The organism is Aestuariivirga sp., from assembly GCF_046294715.1.
Classification (GTDB): Bacteria; Pseudomonadota; Alphaproteobacteria; order Rhizobiales; family Aestuariivirgaceae; genus Aestuariivirga.
Genome location: NZ_JBKBKI010000004.1, coordinates 1 through 25,763, shown reverse-complemented (window position 1 = coordinate 25,763; position 25,763 = coordinate 1). Strand labels below are relative to the sequence as shown.

General features: G+C 64.2%; 25 protein-coding genes and 1 tRNA gene. 9 read left to right on the top strand and 17 right to left on the bottom strand.

What is annotated here, in order from left to right; all coding sequences use genetic code 11:
* The first annotated feature begins 9 nt into the window (after positions 1–9).
* From lptM to ACK4HL_RS04115, 3 genes are all read left to right on the top strand, one after another.
* Positions 10–111, top strand: a complete 102-nt coding sequence (lptM, locus tag ACK4HL_RS04125; protein WP_409756776.1) for an LPS translocon maturation chaperone LptM — start codon at positions 10–12, stop codon at positions 109–111.
* A gap of 4 nt (positions 112–115) precedes the next feature.
* Positions 116–1,393 (top strand): diaminopimelate decarboxylase, encoded by a 1,278-nt coding sequence (gene lysA / locus ACK4HL_RS04120; RefSeq protein WP_409756775.1) that lies wholly within the window; start codon positions 116–118, stop codon positions 1,391–1,393.
* A 79-nt stretch (positions 1,394–1,472) separates the two neighbouring features.
* Complete coding sequence (locus ACK4HL_RS04115) at positions 1,473–4,049, top strand: TIGR02302 family protein (RefSeq protein WP_409756774.1); 2,577 nt, start codon at positions 1,473–1,475, stop codon at positions 4,047–4,049.
* Here the strand turns inward: ACK4HL_RS04115 and ACK4HL_RS04110 are convergent.
* From ACK4HL_RS04110 to leuS, 4 genes are all read right to left on the bottom strand, one after another.
* Positions 4,043–4,501 (bottom strand): hypothetical protein, encoded by a 459-nt coding sequence (locus ACK4HL_RS04110; RefSeq protein WP_409756773.1) that lies wholly within the window; start codon positions 4,499–4,501, stop codon positions 4,043–4,045. The two genes, ACK4HL_RS04115 and ACK4HL_RS04110, sit on opposite strands and share 7 nt — an antisense overlap.
* Before the next feature lie 76 nt (positions 4,502–4,577).
* Positions 4,578–5,615 carry a DNA polymerase III subunit delta gene (gene holA, locus ACK4HL_RS04105; protein WP_409756772.1) on the bottom strand — a complete coding sequence of 346 codons (1,038 nt, stop codon included), beginning with the start codon at positions 5,613–5,615 and terminating at the stop codon, positions 4,578–4,580.
* Positions 5,612–6,118, bottom strand: coding sequence for a hypothetical protein (locus ACK4HL_RS04100; RefSeq protein ID WP_409756771.1), 507 nt, complete (start codon positions 6,116–6,118; stop codon positions 5,612–5,614). The genes holA and ACK4HL_RS04100 overlap by 4 nt, the downstream gene beginning before the upstream one ends.
* Positions 6,118–8,691, bottom strand: coding sequence for a leucine--tRNA ligase (gene leuS / locus ACK4HL_RS04095; RefSeq protein WP_409756770.1), 2,574 nt, complete (start codon positions 8,689–8,691; stop codon positions 6,118–6,120). The genes ACK4HL_RS04100 and leuS overlap by 1 nt, the downstream gene beginning before the upstream one ends.
* 106 nt (positions 8,692–8,797) lie before the next feature.
* Between leuS and ACK4HL_RS04090 the strand changes: the two genes are divergently transcribed.
* Positions 8,798–9,457: a YggS family pyridoxal phosphate-dependent enzyme gene (locus tag ACK4HL_RS04090; protein ID WP_409756769.1), complete on the top strand. Its 660-nt coding sequence runs from the start codon at positions 8,798–8,800 to the stop codon at positions 9,455–9,457.
* Here ACK4HL_RS04090 and ACK4HL_RS04085 read toward each other — a convergent pair.
* Entirely contained in the window at positions 9,454–9,978 is a 525-nt protein-coding gene (locus ACK4HL_RS04085; RefSeq protein WP_409756768.1) for a L,D-transpeptidase, read from the bottom strand. The genes ACK4HL_RS04090 and ACK4HL_RS04085 overlap by 4 nt on opposite strands.
* A 104-nt stretch (positions 9,979–10,082) precedes the next feature.
* Between ACK4HL_RS04085 and ACK4HL_RS04080 the strand changes: the two genes are divergently transcribed.
* Entirely contained in the window at positions 10,083–10,769 is a 687-nt protein-coding gene (locus ACK4HL_RS04080; RefSeq protein ID WP_409756767.1) for a response regulator transcription factor, read from the top strand.
* 98 nt (positions 10,770–10,867) lie between these two features.
* Complete coding sequence (locus tag ACK4HL_RS04075; protein ID WP_409756766.1) at positions 10,868–11,335, top strand: cyclic nucleotide-binding domain-containing protein; 468 nt, start codon at positions 10,868–10,870, stop codon at positions 11,333–11,335.
* Here the strand turns inward: ACK4HL_RS04075 and ACK4HL_RS04070 are convergent.
* The 5 genes from ACK4HL_RS04070 to ACK4HL_RS04050 form a co-directional block, all read right to left on the bottom strand.
* Complete coding sequence (locus ACK4HL_RS04070) at positions 11,330–12,136, bottom strand: exodeoxyribonuclease III (protein ID WP_409756765.1); 807 nt, start codon at positions 12,134–12,136, stop codon at positions 11,330–11,332. The genes ACK4HL_RS04075 and ACK4HL_RS04070 overlap by 6 nt on opposite strands.
* Positions 12,137–12,191: 55 nt before the next feature.
* The gene (locus ACK4HL_RS04065; RefSeq protein WP_409756764.1) at positions 12,192–12,839 is read right to left on the bottom strand and encodes a LolA family protein; all 648 of its coding nucleotides are present in this window, start codon (positions 12,837–12,839) and stop codon (positions 12,192–12,194) included.
* 110 nt (positions 12,840–12,949) lie between these two features.
* Positions 12,950–15,508 (bottom strand): DNA translocase FtsK 4TM domain-containing protein, encoded by a 2,559-nt coding sequence (locus tag ACK4HL_RS04060; protein ID WP_409756763.1) that lies wholly within the window; start codon positions 15,506–15,508, stop codon positions 12,950–12,952.
* A 137-nt stretch (positions 15,509–15,645) separates the two neighbouring features.
* Entirely contained in the window at positions 15,646–16,986 is a 1,341-nt protein-coding gene (locus ACK4HL_RS04055; RefSeq protein ID WP_409756762.1) for an ammonium transporter, read from the bottom strand.
* Between the two features lie 28 nt (positions 16,987–17,014).
* Complete coding sequence (locus ACK4HL_RS04050; RefSeq protein WP_409756761.1) at positions 17,015–17,353, bottom strand: P-II family nitrogen regulator; 339 nt, start codon at positions 17,351–17,353, stop codon at positions 17,015–17,017.
* Between the two features lie 227 nt (positions 17,354–17,580).
* On the opposite strand from ACK4HL_RS04050, the gene ACK4HL_RS04045 reads away from it, so the two are divergent.
* Positions 17,581–18,819, top strand: a complete 1,239-nt coding sequence (locus tag ACK4HL_RS04045) for an FAD-dependent monooxygenase (protein WP_409756760.1) — start codon at positions 17,581–17,583, stop codon at positions 18,817–18,819.
* Here ACK4HL_RS04045 and ACK4HL_RS04040 read toward each other — a convergent pair.
* From ACK4HL_RS04040 to ACK4HL_RS04020, 5 genes are all read right to left on the bottom strand, one after another.
* Entirely contained in the window at positions 18,816–19,187 is a 372-nt protein-coding gene (locus ACK4HL_RS04040) for a gamma-butyrobetaine hydroxylase-like domain-containing protein (RefSeq protein ID WP_409756759.1), read from the bottom strand. The genes ACK4HL_RS04045 and ACK4HL_RS04040 overlap by 4 nt on opposite strands.
* Positions 19,180–19,365, bottom strand: a complete 186-nt coding sequence (locus tag ACK4HL_RS04035; RefSeq protein WP_409756758.1) for a Trm112 family protein — start codon at positions 19,363–19,365, stop codon at positions 19,180–19,182. The genes ACK4HL_RS04040 and ACK4HL_RS04035 overlap by 8 nt, the downstream gene beginning before the upstream one ends.
* 9 nt (positions 19,366–19,374) lie before the next feature.
* Positions 19,375–20,043, bottom strand: coding sequence for an LON peptidase substrate-binding domain-containing protein (locus ACK4HL_RS04030; protein ID WP_409756757.1), 669 nt, complete (start codon positions 20,041–20,043; stop codon positions 19,375–19,377).
* 10 nt (positions 20,044–20,053) lie between these two features.
* The gene (trxA, locus tag ACK4HL_RS04025) at positions 20,054–20,992 is read right to left on the bottom strand and encodes a thioredoxin (RefSeq protein ID WP_409756756.1); all 939 of its coding nucleotides are present in this window, start codon (positions 20,990–20,992) and stop codon (positions 20,054–20,056) included.
* A gap of 93 nt (positions 20,993–21,085) precedes the next feature.
* On the bottom strand, positions 21,086–21,577 hold the full coding sequence (locus ACK4HL_RS04020; RefSeq protein WP_409756755.1) for a prolyl-tRNA synthetase associated domain-containing protein: 492 nt from the start codon (positions 21,575–21,577) through the stop codon (positions 21,086–21,088).
* A gap of 110 nt (positions 21,578–21,687) precedes the next feature.
* Here ACK4HL_RS04020 and ACK4HL_RS04015 point away from each other — a divergent pair.
* Positions 21,688–21,762 (top strand) — tRNA-Gly (locus ACK4HL_RS04015).
* Positions 21,763–22,046: 284 nt separating this feature from the next.
* Here the strand turns inward: ACK4HL_RS04015 and ACK4HL_RS04010 are convergent.
* Both ACK4HL_RS04010 and ACK4HL_RS04005 read right to left on the bottom strand, forming a co-directional pair.
* Entirely contained in the window at positions 22,047–22,574 is a 528-nt protein-coding gene (locus ACK4HL_RS04010) for a hypothetical protein (protein WP_409756754.1), read from the bottom strand.
* Between the two features lie 162 nt (positions 22,575–22,736).
* Positions 22,737–23,348, bottom strand: a complete 612-nt coding sequence (locus ACK4HL_RS04005) for a tyrosine-type recombinase/integrase (RefSeq protein ID WP_409756753.1) — start codon at positions 23,346–23,348, stop codon at positions 22,737–22,739.
* Between the two features lie 235 nt (positions 23,349–23,583).
* On the opposite strand from ACK4HL_RS04005, the gene ACK4HL_RS04000 reads away from it, so the two are divergent.
* Positions 23,584–25,545 (top strand): AAA family ATPase, encoded by a 1,962-nt coding sequence (locus ACK4HL_RS04000; protein WP_409756752.1) that lies wholly within the window; start codon positions 23,584–23,586, stop codon positions 25,543–25,545.
* Positions 25,546–25,763: the final 218 nt, after the last annotated feature.

Here is a 25,763-nt window from a genome sequence, read left to right as displayed (position 1 = left end):
AAACGCCCGATGAAGATCATTCTCCTTCTCGCAGCACTTTCGGTGAGCCTCGCCGCCTGCGGCGTCAAAGGCGATCCCGAGCCGCCGCCCTCGACCGAGCAGGCGCAGTAAGCAGATGCATCACTTTTCCTATCGCGACGGCGTGCTGCACGCCGAGGACGTGAGCATCGCGAGCCTCGCCGACGAGATCGGCACGCCCTTCTACTGCTATTCCAGCGCCACGCTGGAGCGGCACTACAAGGTGATGCAGGAGGCCTTCGCCGGCACCGATCACCTGGTCTGCTATGCCATGAAGGCCAATTCCAACCAGGCCGTCATCCGCACCATGGCGGAAATGGGCGCCGGCATGGACGTGGTCTCGGAAGGCGAGCTCCGCCGGGCGCTCGCCGCCGGCGTTCCCGCCCGCAAGATCGTGTTCTCGGGTGTCGGCAAGACGGCGCGCGAGATGGCGCTGGCGCTGCGCGAGGGCATCGCCTGCTTCAACGTCGAATCCGAGCCCGAGCTCGAACTCCTCTCGAGCGTCGCGCGCCGGGTGGGGCAGCGGGCCGCCGTGTCGATCCGCGTCAACCCGGACGTCGACGCAAGGACCCACCACAAGATCTCGACGGGCAAGGCGGAGGACAAGTTCGGCATCTCCTACAAGCGCGCGCGCGAGGTCTATGCGCGAGCGGCGGCGCTTCCCGGCATCGACGTCACCGGCATCGACATGCACATCGGGAGCCAGATCACCGAGCTCGAGCCCTTCGAGAAGGCCTTCCGGCTGATGGCCGAGCTGACCGGGGAGTTGAGGGCCGACGGCCACAACATTCGCCACCTCGACCTTGGCGGGGGCTTGGGCGTTCCCTACCGCGGCACCAACGACGTGCCGCCGCATCCGGATGAATATGCCGCCATGGTCAGGCGCACGCTGGGGCACCTCAACCTCAAATATGTGCTGGAGCCCGGCCGCATGATCGTCGGCAACGCCGGCATCCTCGTCTCCCGCGTGATCTACGTGAAGGACGGCGAGGAGAAGCATTTCGTGATCCAGGACGCGGCGATGAACGACCTGATCCGCCCTACGCTCTATGACGCCTACCACGAGATCATCCCCGTGGCTGAGCCTTCCTCCCCCGAAACCATGCTCGCAGACGTGGTGGGCCCGGTCTGCGAGTCGGGGGATTACCTCGCCAAGGGGCGGCGGCTTCCGCGCCTGCAGCAGGGCGACCTGATCGCCACCATGACCGCCGGCGCCTATGGCGCGGTGCAGGGCTCGAACTACAACACCCGGCCGCTTGCAGCCGAGGTCCTGGTGAAGGATGGCAAGTGGGCGCTGGTGCGACCGCGCCAGAGCTATGAGGAACTGATCGGCATGGACCGCGTGGCCTCCTGGCAGGAAAAGGCGAAGGCCTGACGGGCGGGGGGCGGATTTCGGGAAAGTGATCGGGCCTCCGGCACAATTTGGCCCGCATTTGTGTTAGCATGCCAAGAGCATGCCGATCGCCGATGACCAGACCGAGACCGTGAAGCCCCCTGCCGCCGAAGAGGCGCGCATCGCGCGCAAGATCGCTGCGGGCCGCCTCGCGCTGGGCTTCGAAAGGACATGGGCGGCGCTGCACTGGCCGCTCGTCATCCTCGGCGTCGCCGCGGTGCTCGTGGTCGGCGGCATCCTGCCGCTCGTGCCTTACTGGCCGCGCATGGTACTGGTGGGACTATTCGCCCTCTCCCTTCTCTGGTCGCTGAGGGGCCTCGTCCGGGTCGGATGGCCCACGCGCCACGAGGCCATGCGCCGGGTCGAGGCGAAGTCGGGGCTCCCGCACCGCCCGGTCTCCGGCCGCGACGACCGGCTTGCGGATGAATCCTCCGACCCGCTTCAGCAGGCGATCTGGGAGGAGCACAGGCTGCGACAGCTGCGCGGCATGGCCGAACTGAAGGCGGGCCTTCCAGAATCCTCCTGGCGCGACATCGACCCCAGGGCCCTTCGCCTGCCCGTCGGCCTGGCGCTTGTCGCTGCACTCCTGCTCGGACCGGGAGATACGCGCAGCAACCTCGCCGACAGCCTGTCCTTCGCCGCTCCGCCGGCGGCACCGGCATTGAGCCTCGATGCCTGGCTGAAACCCCCGGCCTATACCGGAAGGCCGCCCGTGCTGCTGACGAGCCCCGCCATGGCCGAGCGGCTGAGGCGCGAGCCGGAACTGAACGTTCCCGAAAGATCGGTGCTGTCGATCCGCATCTCCGGGGCGAAGGACCCGAAGCTCACCTTCCACGCGTTCCACGCGCCCGGCGAGGGCGTTGCCTCCGCACCCGAGGTCAGCGGCTTCTCGCCCAAGGTGAAGAGCGAGAAGGGCGTGTTCCAGGCCGAGGTCGAGATGGCGCGGCCGGCCCTCGTCAGGATCACGGATCACGGCAGCGAACTCGCCAGCTGGCACGTGTCGCTCATTCCCGACGCGCCGCCCGCTGTCGAGATCACAGAGGATCCCATCGGCGATTCCTCCGGCATGCTGAGCGCCAAATGGAAGGCCTCCGACGATTACGGCGTCGCCGGTATCACCGCCGACATCTATCTCGCCGACGAGCAGGACGAGGGTGTGGGCTTTTCCGATGCCGGCATCTTCGAGTTCGAGCCGCCGAAGCTCCCCGTGAGCCTGCGCAAGGCTTCACCGAAGGAGGAGGCTGGACAGTCCAAGGCCGATGTGGCGGAACATCCTTGGGCGGGCTTCATGGTGGAGATGACGCTCACCGCGAGCGACGCCGCGGGCAATTCCACGGAGAGCGCCAAGCGTGTGTTCCGGCTGCCGGAGCGCCAGTTCACGAGGCCGCTCGCGCGCGCCCTGATCGAGCAGCGCCGCAGCCTGATCCTATCGCCGGACGATTCCAACGGTGTCGCCGAGTTGCTGGACGCGATCCTCACCTATCCCGAGGGGCTGATCGAGCGGAGCGGCACCCACATCGCCATCGCCGCGGCTCTCTCGCGTCTGCGAACGGCCGAGGACCGGCAGGGCATCGACAGCGTCATCCGCATGCTGTGGGAGATCGCCGTCAACGTCGAGGACGGCATGCTCTCAGACGCCAAGGCGGAACTCGAGGCGTTGCGGAAGGAACTCGAGCGGGCGCTGCGCGAGGGGGCGCCGCCCGAGCGCATCGCCGAGCTGACGCAGAAACTCCGCGAGGCGCTCGACCGCTACATGCAGTCTCTCATGGAGGACATGCAGAAGCGCATGGCGCAGGGCCAGCAGAACCCCGCCCAGCAGATGCCGCAGCAGGGACGCATGGTGACTCCGCAGGACCTGCAGAAGATGCTCGACATGATCGAGAAGCTGGCGCAGAGCGGTGCCAACGAGGCGGCCGAGCAGCTCCTCTCGGAGCTCGAGAACATCCTGCGCAACCTGCAGCCCGGCATGCCGCAGCAGGGACAGATGCAGCAGGGCCCGATGAGCGAGATGATGGACAAGCTCTCGGAGCTGATGCGCGGACAGCAGAAGCTGATGGACGACACACAGCGCATGCCGCAGGACGGCATGGGCGAAGAGCAGCAGCCCGGCGGCGAGCAAGGACAGCAGGGGCAGCAGGGCATGGGCGGCCTCGGCGACCGCCAGCAGGGCCTTGGCCAGATGCTGCAGGAGCTCATGGAGCAGCTGGGGCGGAACGGCATGCAGGCGCCGCGCGCCTTCGGCGAGGCGGGCAAGAGCATGCAGGGTGCCGAAGGCTCGCTGCGCGATGGCGACCGCGACCAGGCGCTCGGCAACCAGGGCGAAGCGCTGGCCAAGCTGCGGGAGGGCGCCCAGGGCCTGGCACGCCAGATGATGCAGCAGATGCAGCAGCAGGGTCAGGGCCAGCAGAACCAGCCCGGAAGCACCGGCGAGGCCCGGGGCGACGACCGCGACCCGCTCGGCCGCCCCATGCCCAACCGCGGCGAGGACACCGGCCCCGACCGCGACATGCTGCCCTCCGAACTCGCCATCCAGCGGGCCCGCGAAATTCTCGAAATGCTGCGCCAGCGAGCCGGTGAGACGGGACTCTCGCCGCTCGAGCGGGGCTACATCGAACGGCTTCTTCGCGGCCTCTACTGAGCGGGTGCCGGTCTCGCCTCGAGGGTGAGGGAGCCGGCCTTCAGCACCCAGCGGCCATTGCGGCGGGCGATCTCGTCCACCCTGAACCCTCCGGGCAGGAATTCCCCGGTCTTCACCGGCACGATGTTCCTGCTGTGGGAGCTTTCGACGGCGACCAGGGCAACTCCCTCCACCACCGCCAGAAGATCGAAGGATCGGGCAATGCGGTAGGCGCGGGCCGGCGCTCCCTGCTCCAATGCCAGCCCGGTGGAGCGGGTGATCAGCGGATCGGCATCGCCAGCCTCCTCCATGATCACGCGTCGCTTGAGGGGCGGGAAGTTGAGGCCCATGTTGGCGGGCGGGTTCTCCATGCGGCTCAGCTTGTCCACCTTGTAGGCGGCGAAGGCGGCAACGCCCAGCGCCAGCGCCACGGAGAGCGCATAGGTGAGCACATCTGAGAACCGTCCGGCCATGAATGTTGCGCGAGCCTTTGGGTGGAGCTTGCCCGGGCTTGCTTGCGCGGAGCCTGATCCGGCGTGCGCCCGTGATTCAGCGGTCGAGCCGAAGCGCCAGGCCCTTCCGGGCGAGCGACAGGAGGCAGCGCCCGGCGACGGCCTCCGCCAGCGCTCCGTTCTGGCGCGCCGCCAGCACATTCGCCGAAAGCGTGCTGCCAGCCGTGACCAGATCGGAGAGACTCCAGACGCGGAGCTGCGCCTGGACCATTCGCTGCCGCTTGAAGAAGACAGGAGGCCGCGCCTGTTTCAGCACCTGCTCTGCCGAAGCGCCGCGATCGACGGCCAGCCGGAAATCCTGCAGCCGGAGGGCATGCTGGTGCACAATGCCGAGGAGCCGTCCGGCATCGGCGCCGCCCAGCACGAGATCGTGGAACAGCCTGTCCGCGACCTCTACTTCTCCCCCGAAGACACTATCGGCGAGTTCGTCCGGCGTGGCGCCCGTCTCGTTGCCGCAGACCGCCTCGACGTCTTCGAGGCTGACGCGCTCGTGGCCCAGGCAATAGAGCGAAAGCTTCTCGGCTTCGCGGCGCACCAGCCCGCGCGAGGTGCCGGCAAGTTCCAGGAAGCGGGCGAGCGCCTCATGACCGATGCGCAGATTGTCGGCGGCCAGGATCTGCTCCGCCATTCCCGCGATTTCGCCGCCTTCCGCCTCGTAAAGCGGCACGATGAGGGCGCGCGGGCTCTTTTCGAACGTGGTGCGCAGCGGGGAGGATTTGGCGAGTGAGCCCGCCTCCGCCACCACGAGATTGCCGCTGGCCTTGCCCTCGAGAACCGGCAGCGCCGCCTTCAGGAATGATTCGCCCGCCCCCTTCACCCATACCGCGCGGCTGCCCCCGAGCATCGACATCGACTGCACCTCGTCGGCGAGGCGGGCGGGGTCCGAGGCGAGATCCTGCTCCTGCAGCGTCACGACCGTGAAGGGATCGTCGAGAGCGCCAGCGACCTTCTTCACCACCCGGCGGGCAAGTTCGCGCACCGCGTCCGGCTCCTCGCCATAGATGAGCACCGCCCCGACCGCTGAATCCGGCTTGCGGAGGAACGCGTCGAGCCCGGCCGGCCTGACCGCCGTCATGGCGTTGCGGGCTTGGACGCGAAATAGGCGGCAAGCCGCGTGCGAATGTCGGCGCTCACCACGTGCACGGCGCGCTCGGTGGCGTCCGTCTCAGCCTGGAGATCGGCGAAGGGCTGGCGGATCACGTCATAGCTCGCCTGGGAAAACGTCTTGCCCTGGTGGACGACGTTGCCGCTCGAACGCTCGACGAGCTCATAGCTGACCGACAGGGTGATGGCATCGCGCGTGACGCTCGGCTGCGACTTCTCGATGACGCCGTTCTTCTTCACCACGGGCTTGAGGAGAAGCGTGTATTTCTCCTCGCCCTTGCCCGCCCGCATGGAGGAGATGAGATCGTTGCGGATGAGCTGCCCGACGCGATCTTCCGCCTCCGGGATTGCAACCGCGGAGAGCGTTGCGGCAACCCCGGCGCTCTCCGAGGAGGAACCGTAGAGCGGCCTGTAGCCGCAGCCGGCGAGTGCCACCGCGGCGGCAAGGAGCAGGATGGCAGGTGCCTTGCGCATCAGCCGACAATATTGGCGATACGGCCGGGCACCACAATCACTTTCTTCACCGGCCGCCCCTCGAGCGCCCTCGCCACCGAGTCGAGTTTGAGCACCAGGTCCTCCACCTGCTTGGCATCGAGGTCCTTGGCGATCGTCACCTCGTCGCGCCGCTTGCCGTTGACCTGGACGGCGATCGTCACCTGGTCATCGGCGACGAGGGCCGGATCCACCTTCGGCCAGGGCGTGTCCACCACGAAGCCCGGCTTTTTCATGGCCTGCCAGCACTCCTCGGCGAGATGCGGCATCATGGGGGCCGACATCAGCACCAGGAATTCGGCGGCCTCCTTGACCGCGGCGGCCTCTGCCTTCCCGCCGGAAAGTGCGGCGCCCAGCGCATTGGCGAGTTCGTAGATCCTGGCGATCGCCCGGTTGAAGCGCAGGGCGGAAAGGTCCTCCGTGACGGCGAGGAGAGCCTTGTGGGCGGCGCGGCGGAGTTCGAGCGAGGCTCCGGTGTCGCTGCCGCCCTGCTGGGCCTGCGCATCGTTGACCAGACGCCAAATGCGCTGCGTGAAACGCCAGGCTCCTTCGGCCCCGGCTTCCGTCCACTCGATGTCACGCTCGGGCGGCGTGTCGGACAGCATGAACCAGCGCGCCGTGTCGGCACCGAAGCGGGCGATGATGTCGTCCGGATCGACGACGTTCTTCTTCGACTTCGACATCTTCTCGACGCCACCCACTTCGAGCGGCTCACCGGTGCTGGCGTGCACCCACTTGCCGTCCTTCTGCACCGCCTCGGCCGGGAGCACCCATTCGCCGCTCCGTGTACGGAAGGTCTCGTGGATCACCATGCCCTGCGTGAACAGGCTTTCGAAGGGCTCCTTGATGTCGAGATGCCCTGTCGCCGCCATCGCCCTGGCGAAGAAGCGGGAATAGAGAAGATGCAGGATCGCGTGTTCGACGCCGCCGATGTACTGATCGACCCCCATCCAGTAATTCGCTGCATGCCTGTCCACCGGCTCATCGGCGCGGGGCGAACAGAAGCGGGCGTAATACCAGGACGAATCGATGAAGGTGTCGAAGGTGTCGGTCTCGCGGCGGGCAGGCTTGCCGCAGGAGGGACAATCGACATGCTTCCAAGCCGGGTGATGCTCCAGCGGATTGCCTGGCTTGTCGAAGCTGACGTCCTCCGGAAGGGTGACGGGAAGTTGCTCCTTGGGCACCGGCACGATGCCGCATGCCGCGCAGTGGATCACCGGGATCGGGCAACCCCAGTAGCGCTGCCGGGAGACGCCCCAGTCGCGCAGGCGGAAGTTCACCTTGCGCTCGCCGATTCCCATCTTCTCCATGCGGGAAGCGATTTCCTCCTTGGCCTCGGGCACGCTGAGCCCGTCGAGAAAATCGGAATTGATGAGGATCGTATTGTCGCCTTCCTTCTCGAGATAGGCCTCGCTGCCGATCTCGAACTGCGCGGCATCCGTGCCCTTGGGCGCCACCACGGGAATGACGGGAAGCCCGTACTTGCGGGCGAAATCGAGGTCGCGCTGGTCATGGGCGGGGCAGCCGAAGATCGCACCCTCGCCATAGCCCATCAGCACGAAATTGGCGGCATAGACGGGAAGCCTGACACCCTCGCGGAAGGGATGGCGCGCATAGAGGCCGAGCGCGTGGCCCTTCTTCTCGGCCCGCTCGATCGTCTCCTCCGAGGTGCCGAGCGCTGCCACCTCGCGGCGGAAGGCGGCAAGCCCCTGGTCGCTGCCGGAGAGCCGCCTCGCGAGGTCATGGTCGGCCGAGATGGCGCAGAAGCTTGCGCCGAAGATCGTGTCGTGCCGCGTCGTGTAGACGGTGAGCCGCTCGTTCAGAAGCTTGCCGGCTTCATCCTCTAGCGCGAAGGAAAAGCGCATGCCTTCCGAGCGGCCGATCCAGTTCTTCTGCATCAGCCGCACTTTTTCCGGCCACTTGTCCAGGCCGTCCAGAGCCGAGAGAAGCTCGTCCGAATAGGCTGTGATCTTCAGGAACCATTGGGCGAGCTCGCGCTTCTCGACGAGAGCGCCCGAGCGCCAGCCGCGTCCGTCGATCACCTGCTCGTTGGCAAGCACCGTGTGGTCGACCGGGTCCCAGTTCACCATCGAAACCTTGCGCTCGACGAGGCCCGCTTTCATGAAGTCGATGAACATCGCCTGCTCGTGGCGATAGTAGGAGGGATCGCAGGTGGCGATCTCGCGGCTCCAGTCGAGCGCCAGGCCCATGGACTGGAGCTGCCGCTTCATCGTCGCGATGTTCTCATAGGTCCAGGACTTGGGATGGACGCCCCGGTCGATGGCCGCGTTCTCGGCGGGCATGCCGAAGGCGTCCCAGCCCATGGGATGAAGCACGTTGTAGCCGAGCGCCCGGCGAAACCGCGCAATCACGTCGCCCATCGTGTAGTTGCGCACGTGACCCATGTGGATGCGGCCCGAAGGATAGGGGAACATTTCGAGCACGTAGTACTTCGGGCGCGAGGGATCTTCCTTGGCCTCGAAGCTCTTGTACTCGGTCCAGTGCTTCTGCCAGCGCGGCTCGGCTTCGCGCGGGTTGTAACGTTCGGTGCTCAAGGCGGCTGATCCTGTGGAAAGCGGGCTTTCTGGCCGTTGCTGGTACCAGTCCTTGAAATGGCCTGCAAGCTTGGCCTAAATCCGCCGGATTGCAGGAGCTTAGCGCATGGTGCACGAGGGTCTGAAACGGGTCTTGAACGGTGTCGTGCAAGCCGCGCGTGCCGGTGGCCGCGGTCCGGAGGCGGTAACGCTCATCGCCGTCTCCAAGACCTTCGAGGCCCCCGAGATCGTTCCCGTCATCGAGGCGGGGCAACGCGTGTTCGGGGAGAACCGCGTCCAGGAAGCCAAGGCGAAGTGGCCGTCCCTCAGGATGCGCTGGCCCGACATCGAGCTGCACCTGATCGGTCCCCTGCAGTCAAACAAGGCGGCGGAGGCGGTGCAGCTCTTCGATGCCATCCACACCATCGACCGTCCGAAGATCGCCGAGGCAGTTGCCAGGGAGATGCGAAGGCAGGCCAAGCCGCTGAAGCTCTTCGTGCAGGTGAATACCGGGCGTGAGCCGCAGAAGGCGGGAATCGACCCCGATCAGGCCGATGCCTTTCTCAAGGAATGCCGCGAGACCTTCGGCCTCGAGATCTCCGGTCTCATGTGCATTCCCCCGCTCGAGGAGGACCCGAAGCCGCATTTCGCCCTGTTGGCAGAGACCGCGAGGCGAAACGGCCTCACCCAGCTCTCGATGGGCATGAGCGGCGATTATCCCGACGCCATCGCTGCGGGCGCCACCCATGTGCGGGTGGGCTCCGCCATCTTCGGGTCACGCGGCTAGATCACGATCCGGGTCTTCGGCCCCACGTGCTGGAGAATGATGCGCATGTCGCGGAGCGACACGGCGATGCATCCGGCTGTGGGTCCGCCATCCGGCTGCCGCAGGTGGAAGAACACGGCACTGCCATGCCCCTGGATGCGCGGGCGTTCATTGTGGGAGAGCTCCACCACGATGTCGTAGAGATGATCGTCGCGCTGCATCGTCTCGTGGGAGGTCGCATAGGGAATGCGGACGAGCCTGTTGTAATTGCGGTCGCCCACCGTTTCGCACCACCCGTCATGGGAACGAAGCGCCCGTGGTCTAAGGCCCGAGCGCGGCGGGGCGATGCGGTCGGCGCGGTAGAACAGGCGGCGGAACTGCCAGCATCCCTTGGGACTGGCACCATCGCCCTCCCGCTTGATGTAACTGGCACCGGAACGCCCAAGCGAGCATGGGAAAGTGAGTTCTCCCACGATCAGCAGGCCGCGGGTTGCCCGCGCATTCAGGGTTTTGACACGGATGGTCTTGAGGGGTCTGGTCACGATAACGTTTGTTGCTACAGGGGCTTGAAAAGGGCACGGCTCAGCCTAACATCCCAAGAGGGGTGGGCAAGTGATTTCAAGGACTTCCGGCAACAGGGGTTGCAATGAGCGCCACGAAGAAGATCCTCATCGTCGATGACGACGACCTGCTGCGCGAAACGCTGAAGGAGCAGTTCTCGCTTCACGACGAGTTCCTCGTGGCCGAGGCTGGCACCGCCGGCGCGGGCATCAAGGCCGCAAAGGCAGACCATGCCGACCTCGTGATCTTGGACGTCAACCTTCCAGACATGGATGGCCGGGAAGCCTGCAAGATCATGAGGCGGAACGGCTACAAGGGCCCCGTGATCATGCTCACCGCCCAGACCTCCGAGGCGGACACCATCCTGGGTCTCGATTCGGGCGCCAACGACTATGTCGCCAAGCCTTTCCGCTTTGCCGTGCTCCTGGCGCGGATTCGCGCCCATCTGCGGCAGCACGAGCACAGCGAAGACGCCGTATTCAAGGTCGGCCCCTACACCTTTAAGCCTTCCGCCAAGATGCTGGTGCGGGACGACAACCGCAAGATCCGCCTGACCGAGAAGGAAACCGCCATCATCAAGTTCCTGCTCCGCTCAGGCGAGCAGATCGTGAGCCGAGACGTGCTCCTCCAGGATGTCTGGGGCTACAATGCGGGGGTGACGACCCATACGCTCGAGACCCATGTCTACCGGCTGCGCCAGAAGATCGAGCGCGACCCGTCCCATGCGGAAATTCTCGTCACCGAGGGTGGCGGCTACAAGCTCGTGCCCTGAGCTTGGACAATGCACCTCTCTCATGTAAAGGGAGGCAGCAGGGGTCCATGGGGTGAGATGAGAGTGGAAGCCGCAGAGCCGAGGCTGGAGCGCGCGAGATGAGCGTGCGCGCCGATGTGGAAACCTTTCGCAGCATTCCGATCTTCGCGGAGTGCGACCCTGTTCACCTGCAGCTTCTGGCCTTTTCCGCCGCGCGCCAGGCCTTCGAGACCGGTGAGCGCCTCATCACGGAAGGAGAGCGCGGCAGCGCCGCCTACCTGATCCTGAATGGGCACGTCGATCTCTCGAGCGCTCTTGCCGGCCGCATCGGCACGGCAGGCCCGGGAGCACTGCTGGGCGAGATCGCCATGATCGGCAACACGGCTTATTCGCTCACCGCCCGGGCGTCGGAACCCTTGTCCACGGCACGGATCGAACGTGCGCTGTTCATGCGGGTCGCCCAGGAATTCCCGGATTTCGGCGCGGCGGTGTTCAACGCCCTGGCGCGGAAGCTCGATCTGTCGGTGAGCGATCTCGACCTCGCGCGCCGCGGCTTCGAGCAGGCGCGGTCCTTCCGGAGCCTATAGGGCGAAGCGCGCCATTACCGGCACGTGGTCGGAGGGCTGCGCCCAGCCGCGCGCCTCCTTCAGCACTGCGATCTCCCTGCATTGCGGCGCCAGGCCCGGGGTCGACCAGATGTGGTCGAGCCGGCGTCCCCGGTCGCTCGATGCCCAGTCGCGTGCCCGATAGCTCCACCAGGTGTAGAGTTTCTTCTCTGCCGGCACGTGCTGGCGCATGAGATCGACCCAGTTGCCCTTTCTCTGGATCCGCAGCAGCCCTTCCGTCTCGATCGGCGTATGGCTCACCACCTTGAGCAGATCCTTGTGCGACCATACGTCGTGCTCGAGCGGCGCTATGTTGAGATCGCCCACGACGATGCCCTCATGTCCTTGCGGCACGCAATCCTTGCCGAACCAGTCCTCGAGCTCGTCGATGAACTGGAGCTTGTGCGCGAACTTGTCGTTGATCGCGGGATCCGGCTCGTCCCCGCCCGCCGGAACATAGAGATTGTGGATGGTGACGGGTCTTGGCCCTTCGAGTGTCACCGAGATGTGGCGGCAATCCTCCTTGCCGCAAAAGGGGCGCGTCGACTGCGCCAGGAAGGGCCGCCGCGACACGATAGCCACGCCATGATAGCCCTTCTGCCCGAATTCGGCGATATGCTGGTATCCCATCTCGCGGATGGGGCCTGAGGGAAACTGCCCCTGTGGGCATTTCGTCTCCTGCAGGCAGAGAACGTCCGGCCGCCAGCTTTCGAGGAGCTTGGTGACGAGGCCGATCCGCAGGCGGACGGAGTTGATGTTCCAGGTGGCGACAGTGAGCGACATGGCAACGCCATAGCCCCGCCGCAGCGGGGATGGCAAGAGCCCGCCCGCACCGCAGCTACTTGTTCTTGTTACGCTCGCGCTCGATCTTAACGACGAAGAGCTGCGGGTCCGGGTCAACGCCGGCTTGCACGTTCTCGAGGCTCACAGTCGTGCGGCGGCCCTTTCCGTCGATCACCACCCACTGCTGCAGGGCATTGCGCGTCTGGTCGAAGACCAGCGTCAGCTGACCGCTGCCCAGCGTATTCTCCTTGTCTTCCAGCGTCACTGCCAGGATGCCATCCTGGTTCTGGAAATCCAGCACCTTGGTGTCCTTCAGAATGTCCACCTTCTTGGCGAGTACGAGACGGAGCGGCGTCTGCGACAGCGGAAACTGGTCGCCCTTCTCTTTCTTGACATTCTTGACGGTGAGCCACGTTCCATCCGACACGATCAGGAACGGGTTGGGCGGGGCATACTCGAATCGCATCTTGCCGGGCTTCGAGATGTAGAAGACGCCGCGCGAAAGATTGCCCTTGGGGCTTATCTGCGTGAACTCCCCCTGCAGCGTCTTGAAGCTGTTGAGGTAGTCAGAGATGCCGTTGACCGCGGCTTGCTGCTCCGGCGTAAGCGACATGGCGCGGGCCGGCGAGACCGCGAAGGCGGCAAGGGCTGCGAAGGCAGCTCCTAGGAAGGCACGGCGCGAGAACTGCGTGAAGCTTGTCATCCTGTTCTTTCCGGAATCGGGGCGGAAATTGCCCCGGCCTTGTATGTCATGCGAGCTTTATCCGCAAGAACGGGCCGATTTTGAGGCAAGAGGGCACCGGGGCCTCGCGCTCAATCCCGCGCGCTGTCTCCTGGCACGAGGATCTCGCGCTTGCCGGTGGCATTGGCAGGCGAGATCAGGCCCTCCTTTTCCATGCGCTCGATGAGGCTCGCCGCCTTGTTGTAGCCAATCTGCAGCCGGCGCTGCACATAGGAGGTTGAGACCTTCTTGTCACGCAGCACCACCGCGACGGCCTGGTCGTAGAGATCGTCACCGGAGCCCCCGGCGTCACCGCCCATGGCACCAGGTTCGCCATACTCCCCCTCCTCCGGCTCCTCGGTGACGGCCTCGACATATTCGGGCGCACCCTGGGACTTGAGATGGCTCACGATCTTTTCGACCTCGTCGTCCGCAACGAAGGGTGCGTGAAGCCGCGAAATCCTGCCGCCTCCCGCCATGTAGAGCATGTCGCCCTGGCCGAGGAGCTGCTCGGCACCCTGCTCACCGAGAATCGTGCGGCTGTCGATCTTGGAGGTGACCTGGAAGGAGACGCGCGTGGGAAAATTGGCCTTGATCGTGCCGGTGATGACGTCGACCGAAGGGCGCTGGGTCGCCATCACCACGTGGATGCCGGCGGCACGCGCCATCTGCGCGAGGCGCTGCACCGCGCCCTCGATGTCCTTGCCCGCCACCATCATCAGGTCCGCCATTTCGTCGATGATCACGACGATGTAGGGCATCGGCACCAGATCCATGTTCTCCTTCTCGAAGACGGGCTCGCCCGTGTCCGGGTCGAAGCCGGTCTGCACCGTGCGCGAAATCTGCTCGCCCTTGGCCATGGCCTGCTTCATGCGCGCGTTATAGCCGTCGATGTTGCGCACCCCGACCTTGGACATCTTGCGGTATCGCTCCTCCATCTCGCGAACCGCCCACTTGAGCGCCACCACCGCCTTCCGCGGATCGGTGACCACCGGCGCGAGGAGATGCGGAATTCCTTCATAGACCGATAGCTCGAGCATCTTGGGGTCGATCATGATGAGCTTGCAGCGCTCCGGCGGCAGCCGGTAGAGCAGCGACAGGATCATGGTGTTGATGCCGACCGATTTGCCCGAGCCCGTGGTTCCGGCGATGAGGAGATGCGGCATCCGCGCCAGGTCGGCGAAAACCGGCTCGCCGCCGATGTTCTTGCCGAGCGCGATGGCGAGGTTGAGGTTCGACTTCTCGAAGGCCTCCGAGCCCAGCATCTCGCGCAGATAAACGGTCTCGCGCTTGACGTTGGGTAGTTCGATGCCGATGGCGTTCCGGCCCTGCACCACGGCGACGCGCGCCGAGATGGCGCTCATCGAGCGGGCAATGTCGTCCGCCAGGCTGATCACGCGCGATGACTTTATTCCTGGAGCGGGCTCGAGCTCGTACAAGGTGACGACCGGCCCCGGCCGAACCTTGAGAATCTGGCCCTTGACGCCGAAATCATCGAGCACGCCTTCCAGCATGCGGGCATTCTGCTCCAGCGCCTCGTCCGAGAGTTCGGCGGGCTTGCCGACGCGCTTGGGCTCGGCGAGAAGCGTCAGCGGCGGAAACTCATACTCCTCGGCCCCGGAGAAGGAGAAGCCGGGCTGCAAGTCCTTCCTCAGTTTCTTTCCGGGCTTGAGCGGCCTGTTGGTGCGGGTGACCTTGGGGGTGGACAAGATCGGCCCCCCTTCGTCCTCTTCCCCGTCCTCGTATGCCTCTTCGCCGTCGGGCTCCTCCTCCGGCGGCTCGTCCCACTCCCCTGCCGACGGCCCGCCACGGCGGAGCGATGGCGCCAGCACCGGCTCTATGCGCAGGCCCTGCCTGCCGCCGCGGCGCGGGCTACCCTCCGGCTGGGGCGCCAGGCGGCGGATGATGTCGTCCTCCCCCGCCTCCTCCTCCAGTTCGGCCTCGGCGCGGCGAAGTTCGCGCCAGCCAGCCCAGAGCTCGGCCACGCGGCGGGCGAGCGCGCGGAGGAATCCGATCACAACGACGAAGGCCTGCCTGCCCCGCCCCGGAGCGGCGGCGGCCTTCCGCACCGCCTGGGCGCGGCCAATCCCCATTGCCTTCAGTCCCAGGGCGACGGCCGAGGTCATCATGAGGAGGCCCGCGATGAGCTTGGCTACGACTCCGGTCAGCGCGGCGGAAAGGAGCATCATGAGCAGGTTCAGCAGAACGTCGCCAGCATTGCCGCCGAGCCCGGAAATGAGTGACCAGCTCGAAGGTGCCGGAATGGCGGACAGCCCGGCACTGGCCGTCAGCGCGCAGCCAAGCCAGCAGGCCAGGGCGCGAACCGGCCGCCGCGGCATCTCATGGGACATGAGGCTCACCGCCCAGCGCATGGGGATGGCGATGAACGGCAGGACACCGAGTCCGAAGAACTGCATGAGTTCGTCCGCCACGACGGCGCCGGGATAGCCGAGCCAGTTCTTGGCCGCCCTGTCCAGTGCATGGTTGAGAGACGGGTCGTCGACGGACCAGGAGGCGAGCGACAGGCCGATGGCGATCAGGACGAGGAACAGCGTCGCGCCCGCTGCTTCGAACAGCCGCCGCTTGAGGAAGATGCGAACCGCGGCCGGAACGGCACTGTCGTCGGTGTCGTAGGAAGGATGATACGCCATCGGGAACCTCCGCCGGGGAAGAGACTTCACCGGCCGTAACACATCGTTAAGGCCATTCTGGCGGGTCGTGGTTAAGGCGCCGTAAAACGAAAGGGCCCGGCAGCAGCCGGGCCCTGGCCCTGCGAGCGGGCAATCGGTCAGGAGTGGTAGGCCACCTCGCCATGCGTCGGCAGGTCGAGGCCCTGGGTTTCCACGTCGGGCTTGACCCTGAGGCCGATGACGAGATCCACCAGCTTGAACAGGACGGCGGAGGCGATGGCGCACCAGACGACGGTGATCAGCACTGCCGAGAGCTGGATCATGAACTGCCCTGCGATCGAGTAATCGGCACCCTTGATGCCGCCAAAGGCCGCGGCACTGAAGATCGCGGTGCCCAGCGCGCCGACGATACCGCCAACGCCATGGATGCCGAACACGTCGAGCGAGTCGTCATACTTGAGCTTGATCTTCACGACCGCGACGAAGAAGTAGCAGACGAGGCTTGCCAGGGCGCCGAGCACGATGGCGCCGACCGGGCCGATCGTGCCGCAGGCAGGGGTGATCGCAACAAGTCCGGCGATCATGCCCGATGCACCGCCGAGGACCGAGGCCTTCCCGCGATGGGCGGTCTCGATCACGGCCCAGGCCACCATGGCGCCCGCCGTCGCGACGAAGGTGTTGATCATGGCGAGCGTTGCACCGGCGTTGGACTCGAGGTTCGAGCCGACATTGAAGCCGAACCAGCCCACCCACAGGATCGATGCGCCGATGAGTGTCAGTGGCAGGGAGTGGGGTGCCATCATGTCCCGACCATAGCCCTTGCGCGGGCCGATCATCAGGCAGCCGACGAGAGCCGCGATCCCGGCATTGATGTGCACCACGGTGCCGCCCGCAAAGTCGATGGCGCCCATCTTGAAGAGGTAGCCGTTGGCATCCCACACCATGTGGGCGACGGGGAAATAGACGAAGGTGGCCCACAGCACCGCGAACGCGATTACCGCGGAGAACTTCACGCGCTCGGCGAAGGCGCCGATGATGAGGGCGGGCGTGATGGCGGCGAATGTCATCTGGAAGGTGATGAAGAGATACTCGGGGATGACCACCCCTTGCGTGAAGGTGGCGGACATGGACTCGACCGTGACGCCACTGAGGAAAAGCTTGCCGAAGCCGCCGAAGAACGCGTTTTCGCTGCCCCCGAATGAGAAGGAATAACCGTAGACGATCCAGACCACCATCATCACCGAGGCGATCATCGCCGTCTGCATGAGGATCGACAGGATGTTCTTGGCGCGCACCAGGCCGCCATAGAACAGGGCAAGGCCCGGCAGCGCCATGAACAGCACGAGCAGGCTCGACGTCATCATCCAGGCGACGTCGCCCTTGTCCATGACTGGTGCGGGGGCGGGCGCATCCTGCGCCAGGGCCGGGAGCGCTGCGGCTGCAAGAAGAGCGGCGGCGAGAGCCGGCAGCCGCCCGAAGCGGAAATCAATGCGTGTCATGTTTCGAGAATCCCTTTTCCTAGGTCTGTCAGAGCGCGGCGGAGCCGCTTTCGCCGGTGCGGATGCGAACCGCCTGTTCGAGAGGCAGGAGGAAGATCTTGCCGTCGCCGATCTGGCCGGTCTGTGCCGAAAGCTGGATGGTCTCGACGACCTTGTCGGCCAAGCTTTCATCCACTGCGAGCTCGAGCCTCACTTTCGGCACGAAACTCACCGTGTATTCTGCCCCGCGGTAGAATTCGGTATGGCCCCGCTGGCGGCCGTGGCCCTTCACCTCGGTCACGGTGATGCCCTGGATGCCAAGCGCACCGAGCGCCTCGCGGACCTCCTCCAGCTTGAACGGCTTGATGATGGCAATCACGAATTTCATTGGTCACCCCCTTTGATCTCGCAAGTGCAAAACAAAAAACGTGCCAATCTGCGGGTTGATTCTAAGCTATTGATTTCGTTACGGGCGAAGCCAGGGAGTCGGGCTCTCACAGACTAGTTATGCTCATTAATTGGGCAGATAGGATATCCTGCCTGATATCTAGTCGCAGTAATCCGCGACTCAGCACCACCTGTATTTCGGAACGGAAATGACGGAGAAGAACTCTCATGACCGACACCCCGGACATCGTCGTGATCGGCGCCGCCCTGAACGGGCTGGCCGCGGCGCTTGCACTTGGCGGCCGCAGCGCCAAGCGCCCGCTGGACGTGGTGGTGGTCGACGCCAAGGACCCCAGGGGCTTCGCCAGCAACAACTTCGACGGGCGGGCCTCGGCCATCACCGCCGCGGCGCGCCGGATGTTCGAGGCCCTGGGCGTGTGGGAGAAGGTGGCGGGCGAGGCTCAGCCGATGGCCGACATCATCGTGACCGACAGCGCAACGCCGGGCGGCGCCAGGCCCGTGCTGCTGCATTTCGGTGCGGAAGACATGAGAGGCGGCCCCTCTGCCCACATGATCGAGAACCGCCACCTCTATCGTGCCATGCTCGAGGAGGCCGAGGCTTCCCCTCACATCCGGCTCCGCACCGGACAGGCGGTGGAGAGCTATTCCTTTGGGCCCGGCCTCGCCGCCGTTCGGCTGGCGGACGGAAGCCTCCTGCGCGCCGCTCTGATCGTCGCCGCCGACGGACGTAATTCGCCGGCCCGCGAGGCCGCCGGCATCCGGCTTGTCGGGTGGCCCTATGACCAGATGGGCCTCGTCGCAACGGTCGAGCACGAGTTGCCGCACGACGGCCGTGCCGAAGAGCATTTCACGCCTTCAGGCCCCTTCGCCATCCTTCCGCTTCCGGGAAATCGCTCCTCCCTCGTCTGGTCCGAGCGCAGCGAGGCCGCACAGCGGATGCTGGCACTTCCCATGGAGGAATTCGAGAAGGAACTGAAGCTGCGCTTCGGAACGCACCTGGGCGAAGTGAAGCTCATCTCCGGCCGCCACGGCTATCCCCTCGCCATGTACATCGCCACCACCTTCACGGCCCCGCGCCTGGCGCTCGTCGGCGATGCCGCCCACGTGCTGCACCCGCTGGCGGGGCTGGGCTTCAACCTTGGCCTGCGCGACGTGGCAGCCCTTGCCGAATGCATCCACGATGCGGCGGGGCTTGGCCTCGATATCGGCAGTGAGGCCGTGCTCGACCGCTACACCCAGTGGCGACGCTTCGATACCGTGGCGACGGGGGCGGCAATGGACGGCATGAACCGGCTCTTCGCCAATACCAATCCCGTGCTGACCCTGCTTCGCCGGGCTGGCCTCGTTGCCGTGAACCGCATGGGGCAGCTCAAGTCCGTCTTCGTGGCGGAGGCGGCGGGGCTCTCGGGCGACCTGCCCAAGCTCCTGCGGGGCGAGAAGGTCTAGCCCCTGCTGAAACCCGCCGCGGCGAGCTTGTCGAGATAGGTCCGCCAGATCGTGTCCTTCTCGCGGCCGAGCTTCAGGAGATAAGGCCAGGTGTAGAGCCCCGTGCTATGCCCGTCGTCGAAGACGATCCGCACGGCATAGCTCCCGACCGGCTCCAGCCGCCGGATCCTCACGTTGCGCTTGCCCCAGACGAGCTGCTCCTGCCCGGGACCGTGGCCCTTCACTTCCGCGCTGGGGCTTTCCACCCTCAGGTATTCGGCGGATAGCGCCAGCTCTTCCCCCGTGTCGAAGCTGACGCGAAGCTCCGCTCCGTTCGATGCGAGGCGCAGTTCCTGGGGCCAGGGATCATTTGCGGAAGGATCACTCACGGTCGAGTTCCCGCGCCTCCTCGGCAAGCATGATCGGGATTCCATCGCGGATCGGGTAAGCCAGCCTGGCGGCCTTCGAGATCAGCTCCTGGCGCGCCGCGTCATACTGCAGCCTGGTCTTCGTCACCGGGCAGACGAGAAGCTCGAGGAGCCGGGGATCGGTGCGGATGTCAGCCACGGATGAGCGTCATTGCAGCTTGTGCTTTCCATCGGGCGCCATGCGGCTGAGCGCGATTTCGGTCAGCGCCACCAGCATGTCGGCTCTGGCCCTGAGGTCGGGAGCCTCAAGCAGCGCCTGCTTCTCCTCCGGCGGGTAGGGCGCAAGGAGCGACAGCGTGTTCACCAGCACGTCGCTCGGTGCGGTTTCGACCTCCTCCCAATTGGCGCGCATGTTGTTGGCGGTGAGATAGTCGCGAAAGGCCTTGATGAGGGCTGGACGGTTCACTTCGCTCGCCCCCGCATCGAGTCGGAGATCGATGGCGAAGGGATGGTAGTTGGCAACGACCTGACGGAACGCGGTTTCAGCCTCGACCTCCTTCACCACCTGAAAGCGGCTGACGCCGGTGAGCGTGATCAGCATCCGGTCGTCTTCGGTTTCGGCATAGGAGACGATGCGGCCTACGCAACCCACCTTCATGAGGCCCGGGTTCCCCTCCGCCTCCTGGCCTGCGGCGGGCTGGATCATGCCGATCAGCCGGTCGTTCGAAAGCGCATGGTCGACCATGGCCAGGTAGCGCGGCTCGAAGATGTTGAGAGGCAGGTCTGCCCGGGGCAGGAGAAGGGCACCCGCCAGTGGGAACACGGGGATCTGCCGGGGCAGATCCTCCGGCGTCCGGTAGCGATCGAGAAAGCTCATCGCCCTTCCTTCAGGAGAACAGGACGGAGGAAAGCTTGCGCCGGCCCGCGATGGTGAACTCGTCCTTCGGCCCCCAGGCTTCGAAGAACTTCACCAGCTGCTTGCGCGCCGCCTCGTCGTTCCAGTTCCGCATCTTCTTGATGATGTAGATCAGGTGATCGGTGGCCTCGCCCCGTTCGCCGGCCCCATTGAGCAGAACGGCGAGATCGAGGCGGGCCTGGAAATCATCCGGATTCTTCTCGATCTGGGCCTTGAGCGTGCCGATCTCCGAGACGTCCACCGGGTTGAGCGCCATGTCGAGTGCGGCCCTCGCACTCAGCACGTCGGGATCGGAGGCCTTGGCTGGTGGCACCAGGGCGAGGGTCGCCCGGGCATTCTCGAGATCGCCGACGGCGATCTGGCAGCGGGCGAGGCCCGCAAGGGCACCCGCGTGCTCACGGTCGACCTGCAGCACCTGCGCGAAGACCTGGGCGGCCGCCTGGTAATCCTGGGCTTCGAGCGCGCTCCTTCCCTCCTGAACCGCGGCTTCGATCTCCTCCGCCAGGCTGCCCTGGCCGCCCAGCCGGTCCACGAACTGCTTCAGCTGGCTTTCCGGCAGCGCGCCCATGAAGCCATCGACCGGCTGTCCGTTGACGAAAGCATAGACGGCGGGAATGGACTGGATGCGCATCTGCCCTGCGAGCTGCTGGTTCTCGTCGACGTTGATCTTGACCATGCGGACCTTGCCGTTGGCCTGCCGAACCACTTTTTCAAGCGCGGGGCCCAGCTGCTTGCAGGGTCCGCACCAGGGGGCCCAGAAATCCACGATCACCGGCACCTGGCGCGAGGCCTCGATGACGTCGCGCATGAAGTTCTGGGTGTTGGACTCCTTTATCAGGTCGCCCGCCGGCGTTGCGGAGCCGTTGCCAGCACCGTTTCCGGAATTCTGTCCGCCGAAAATCATGCTCATGGGAGTGTCCTTCACATCGCGTAAGCTCCTTAGATGGAGCAAACGGCCTGCGTTTTCAATGCGGCAGGTCAAGGCCCTGCATGAGGCCAAGTGTCATGCCACCGCCACGACCTTCGGCTCGTGCCCGCAGGAGCGGATGAAGCTCACGAGATCGGCCGAGGCGATGGTGGTGGTCGCGGTGTTCTCGAGCGGGTGGTAGTTGAGGAACTCATGCGCCATCATGGCCGCATCGAGCACCACATTCACCCGCTTCGCCCTGTCGTTGATCAGGGCGAAGGGCGTCACCGAACCCGGCTCTACCCCCAGCACCTCCTTGAGCAGGTCCGCCTTGCCGAAAGACAGCCGCCGCGACCCGATCTTCGAGGGCGCCGCCTTGAGGTCGATCTCGGCATCCTCCAGGCAGACGATGAGCCAGATATTGCCCTTGTCGTCCTTCAGGAACAGGTTCTTGCAATGGCCCCCCGGTATTTCACCGCGCAGCGCGCGGGCCTCATCGACCGTGTAGACGGGAGCATGGTCCTTGGTTTTCGTCTCGATTCCCAACGACTTGAAGCGGTCGATCAGGTCCTGGCGGGTCGCTGGCATGCGGCCGAACATCCTTCATGAAAGGGGTTATGATCTTGTTCTTGCATTTGGCGGTGAGTTAGGCAATAACGCGCCCACCCGCCGGCGACATGCCGGTAAGGCCAATGGAAGCGGGCGTAGCTCAGGGGTAGAGCATAACCTTGCCAAGGTTAGGGTCGCGCGTTCGATTCGCGTCGCCCGCTCCAAAATCTCTCGGAAATATCAGTGACTTAAGGGTCTTGCCGTTAACCGGCTGGATTTCCGCGACCTGCTGTGGAAGCAGGGCGGAAGCAGTTGGGAGTAAGTTCGGGTCATCTCCAGCAATGGCAACCGGACCTTCTGTCTGTCTCTCAGATGAACTGTTTGGGTTGGGATTTGGGTAGTACCCAGTCAATCGAGTGAGCCTCATGGAGCTCAACCGTTGCGCCGACTCACCGGTCGACTGTTCCCCATCTGGTCGCATGGCGTCCCAGACTAATGTCGGGGCGACCTAACGGCTGCGACGCAGCGCGGCCATCTGGTCGATGAAGTTCCATGACAAGCCATCACCGGGCGTGAAGGTGACCCGCTTGAAGTCGTAGCGGGCGACCCGAAGTCTGTCGCTTGACGTATCGGTCACGGCTTGGACGTGGATCTTGCCGGACCGGCCGGTCACGGGTGTGCCACGATAGACCGAGGACGGCGTTGGTTGCTCCGTCCACACGTGGGAGACAGCCTCGGCAAACTGCTCGGGCTCCGCTCCGGCGGGCGGCTTCACGAGCATGTGGGCATGCCAGCCTCCCGCGGCCTCCTCGAATGAGACCGTGCCCTGCATCCGGTTGGATCCGTTCTCGGGCATGTACCAGTTACGTCCGAGGAAGACGCGGTTCACCCGGATGTAGAATTCCCGGATGTGGTGCTCGAGCTCCCTCCGCGTTCGGCCGGGCGGAAGTTCGACCGTGATGTGGAACCTCGCGAAGTGCTCTCCGGCGAACCTCGCCAGCGATTCCCGATACTCTCTCTTCGATGTGATCGTCACGCTTTGACCGTCCTTCGGGGTATTTATTGCGACGGACGAGCCGGACCGGCGGATCGGAAGGAAAAACCTGCGCAAGGCACAGTGGTCCGTCCGTGCCCTCCAGATGCCCCGTGGTGCCCGTTTCGGGTCGGCCATGGCGATCCCAGGGAAATCCCGGAAACCTCACCACGACACACCCTCGAGGATCCTGGCCAGCCTCAGCGGGTTGTTGTCCACGTACATGGCCGTCGTCCGGATGTTCGAGTGCCCGGCGAGGACCGAGATGGCCTTGAGGTCGATCCCGCGCTCCGCGAGTCCGGTGATGAAGGTCCTCCGGCCGGAGTGGGAGCTGGCCCTGGGGATGCCTGCCTCGACATAGAGCTGCTTCAGGAAGCGGGCCATCGAGGCGGCGGTCAGGTGTCCGCCCTTCTGGCTGCGGAACAGTGGCGCGTCCGGCCTTCGTCCGTCGGGGTAGCGCTGGGCGAACTGGGCGAGGACCTGCCGGAGCCTCGGCGAGGACAGGAACACGTCGCGGGTCCTCGATCCCTTTGTGTAGGCGGCCTTGAGGTGCAGGACGTCTCGGACTCGGCAGACGTCGTCGAACACGTCGCCCCATCGGAGCGAGGCGATCTCCTGGGCGCGGAGGCCGAGGTAGAACGACAGGTGGAAGGCGACCTCGGCCCTCGCGGAGAACCTGGGCCGCGACTTCAGGAGCCTGACGACCCGCTTGATCTCGTCAGGTCTGAGGATCGGGGCGGGTCCGCTCTGTCCCGCAGGTCGGCCACGTCGAGGCATGTACTTCCCTTTTTCTTCAGTCTACGGACGATTTTATCTGGTTCCGGTTCCGATGAAAATGGAAAACCTCTCGATCATTGGTAGAGTCAATCTGTACACCAAATGGGTACACTGTCACACTTTCCTACTCATCGCACACACGGGCTGCACTTTAATGACTTTTTATGTACACTTTAACAAATGGCGTTAGCGGTCTTTTGTTGGAGACCTCGCGCCCAGAACCTGAGGAACGCAGATGAAGCTGAAGGAATATACTGTCCGCGAATTCCGGAGTGTTTGGGATTCAGGCCCCATCAAAGTTGATGAGAAAGTCACCTGTCTCGTCGGAAAAAATGAAGCCGGAAAGACGACGCTTCTGACAGCGCTCTACCGTACGAATCCAATCATACCTGCCCATGCGGTGTTCGATGAGACTTACGACTACCCTAAGCGGGAGGTCGAGGATTATCGTTTCGCCGTCGAAAATGGGGACCGTGACGATGCCATTGTCGTTGAATGCCTATATGAACTTGACGAGGAGGATGCGGCGGCCGTCACCTCCGTGTTCGGACCCCAGGTTCTTAAATCTCGGGACCTGAAGCGCAATACCTACTACGGCAAGGCCATCAGCACAGTCACAGTTGAGTGTGACGGCGCAGCGGCTCGTAAACATCTAGCAGACAATCCTGGGGTGGCCGACGAAACCAAGACAGCACTTAGAGAGGCTGCGGATTGGGGAACATTCGCTGCGGTATTGGACGCTGTTGAAGCGACCGAAGCTATCAAGTCGCTCAAAGCACTTGTGGCCAAGATCACGGCCAAGGGCTTTTCAGCTTATATTGAGTCGCTGATTTGGCCACGCGCACCGAAGTTTCTCTACTTCGACGAGTACTACCAGATGGAAGGTCAAGCCAATCTTAATGCTCTGATTGGTCGTCAGGATACCAATACTCTCTATGATTCCGATCATCCGCTGCTAGGACTGATCAATCTGGCTCGCCTTGATCACCGGAAGCTTGTTGACACGAAGAACACCACTGAACTGAAAAACAAGCTTGAGGGCGCTGGAAATCACCTCACCAATCGGATCGTCAAGTACTGGTCCCAAAATCGCCATATCCAAATGCGTTTTGATGTCCGCGATGCAAAGCCCGAAGACCCCGAAGGTATGCGGCAGGGCATCAACGTATGGGGCGAAGTGTACGACACGGTACATTGGGCACACACGCCGCTGCGTACACGTTCACGCGGGTTTGTCTGGTTCTTCTCGTTCCTTGCTTGGTACGAGGATATTAAGCGCCAGAAACAGAACGTCATCCTATTGCTGGACGAACCGGGTCTTTCGCTGCACGGGCGGGCGCAGGCCGACCTTCTCAGATACTTCGAGGCAGAGTTGGCCGATCATCAACTGATCTACACCACACATTCGCCCTTCATGATCGACCCGACGAGATTTGACCGGGTACGAATTGTGCAGGATTCAGGCATCGACGCGAAAGAACCTCTGTCCAAGGCACAAGATGGCACCAAGGTTCTTACTAACGTATTCGATGCGACTGACGATAGCTTGTTTCCCTTGCAGGGTGCCCTCGGTTATGAGATTCAGCAGACACTGTTTATCGGACCGAACTCGCTCGTGGTCGAGGGTCCCGCGGACATGCTATTCCTGAGGGCAGTGTCCGCGCAGCTTGAGCGCGAAGGTCGCACAGGGCTTTCAGAACATTGGGTGATTACGCCCACGGGCGGCAGCGGAAAAGTACCGACTTTCGTTTCGCTGCTCGCACCGCAAAAGGGCATGAATGTCGCCACGTTGCTCGACATTCAGAACAGTGACCGCGCACTGATTGAAGATCTCTACAAAAAGAAGCTGCTGAAGAAGCAACAAGTCACGACCTACGCGGACTTTGCCGGAACGAAAGAGGCCGACGTTGAGGATATGTTCGATCGCGACTTTTATCTGAGTCTTGTCAACGCCGAGTTTGCCAAGGAGTTGAGAGCTCCGATCCCGGTTTCCGCACTCAACGCCAAGGAGCCGCGCACGGTACGCGCCATAGAAGCCTATCTCGAAAGTAATCCGCTCAAGTCGGGCACGTTCGGCCATTACCGCCCGGCCCGGTATTTCTCCGAGAATACAGCCTCGCTTTGGCCGAACGTTTCCAATACCTCGAAGGATCGCTTTGAGGCAGCGTTCAAGCACTTGAATGCGCTCTTACAATAGGCGCTGGCGGCGTTCGCGCAATACCAAAGCTTCTCGACACTACCTCGGCTTAAACTTGGTGTTCCACCGCCCTGGCCACTAACAGCTGAGGCCCTGATGGTGTGAGCCCCTTCTACGATCCATCCGTGAGTAGAGTCTCGGCGGTATGATTGCCCTGTTGGGCGGTTGATGCAATGGCCATGGGCGCGGAGCCCTCAGGCTGCGCAGCGTCCGATGGC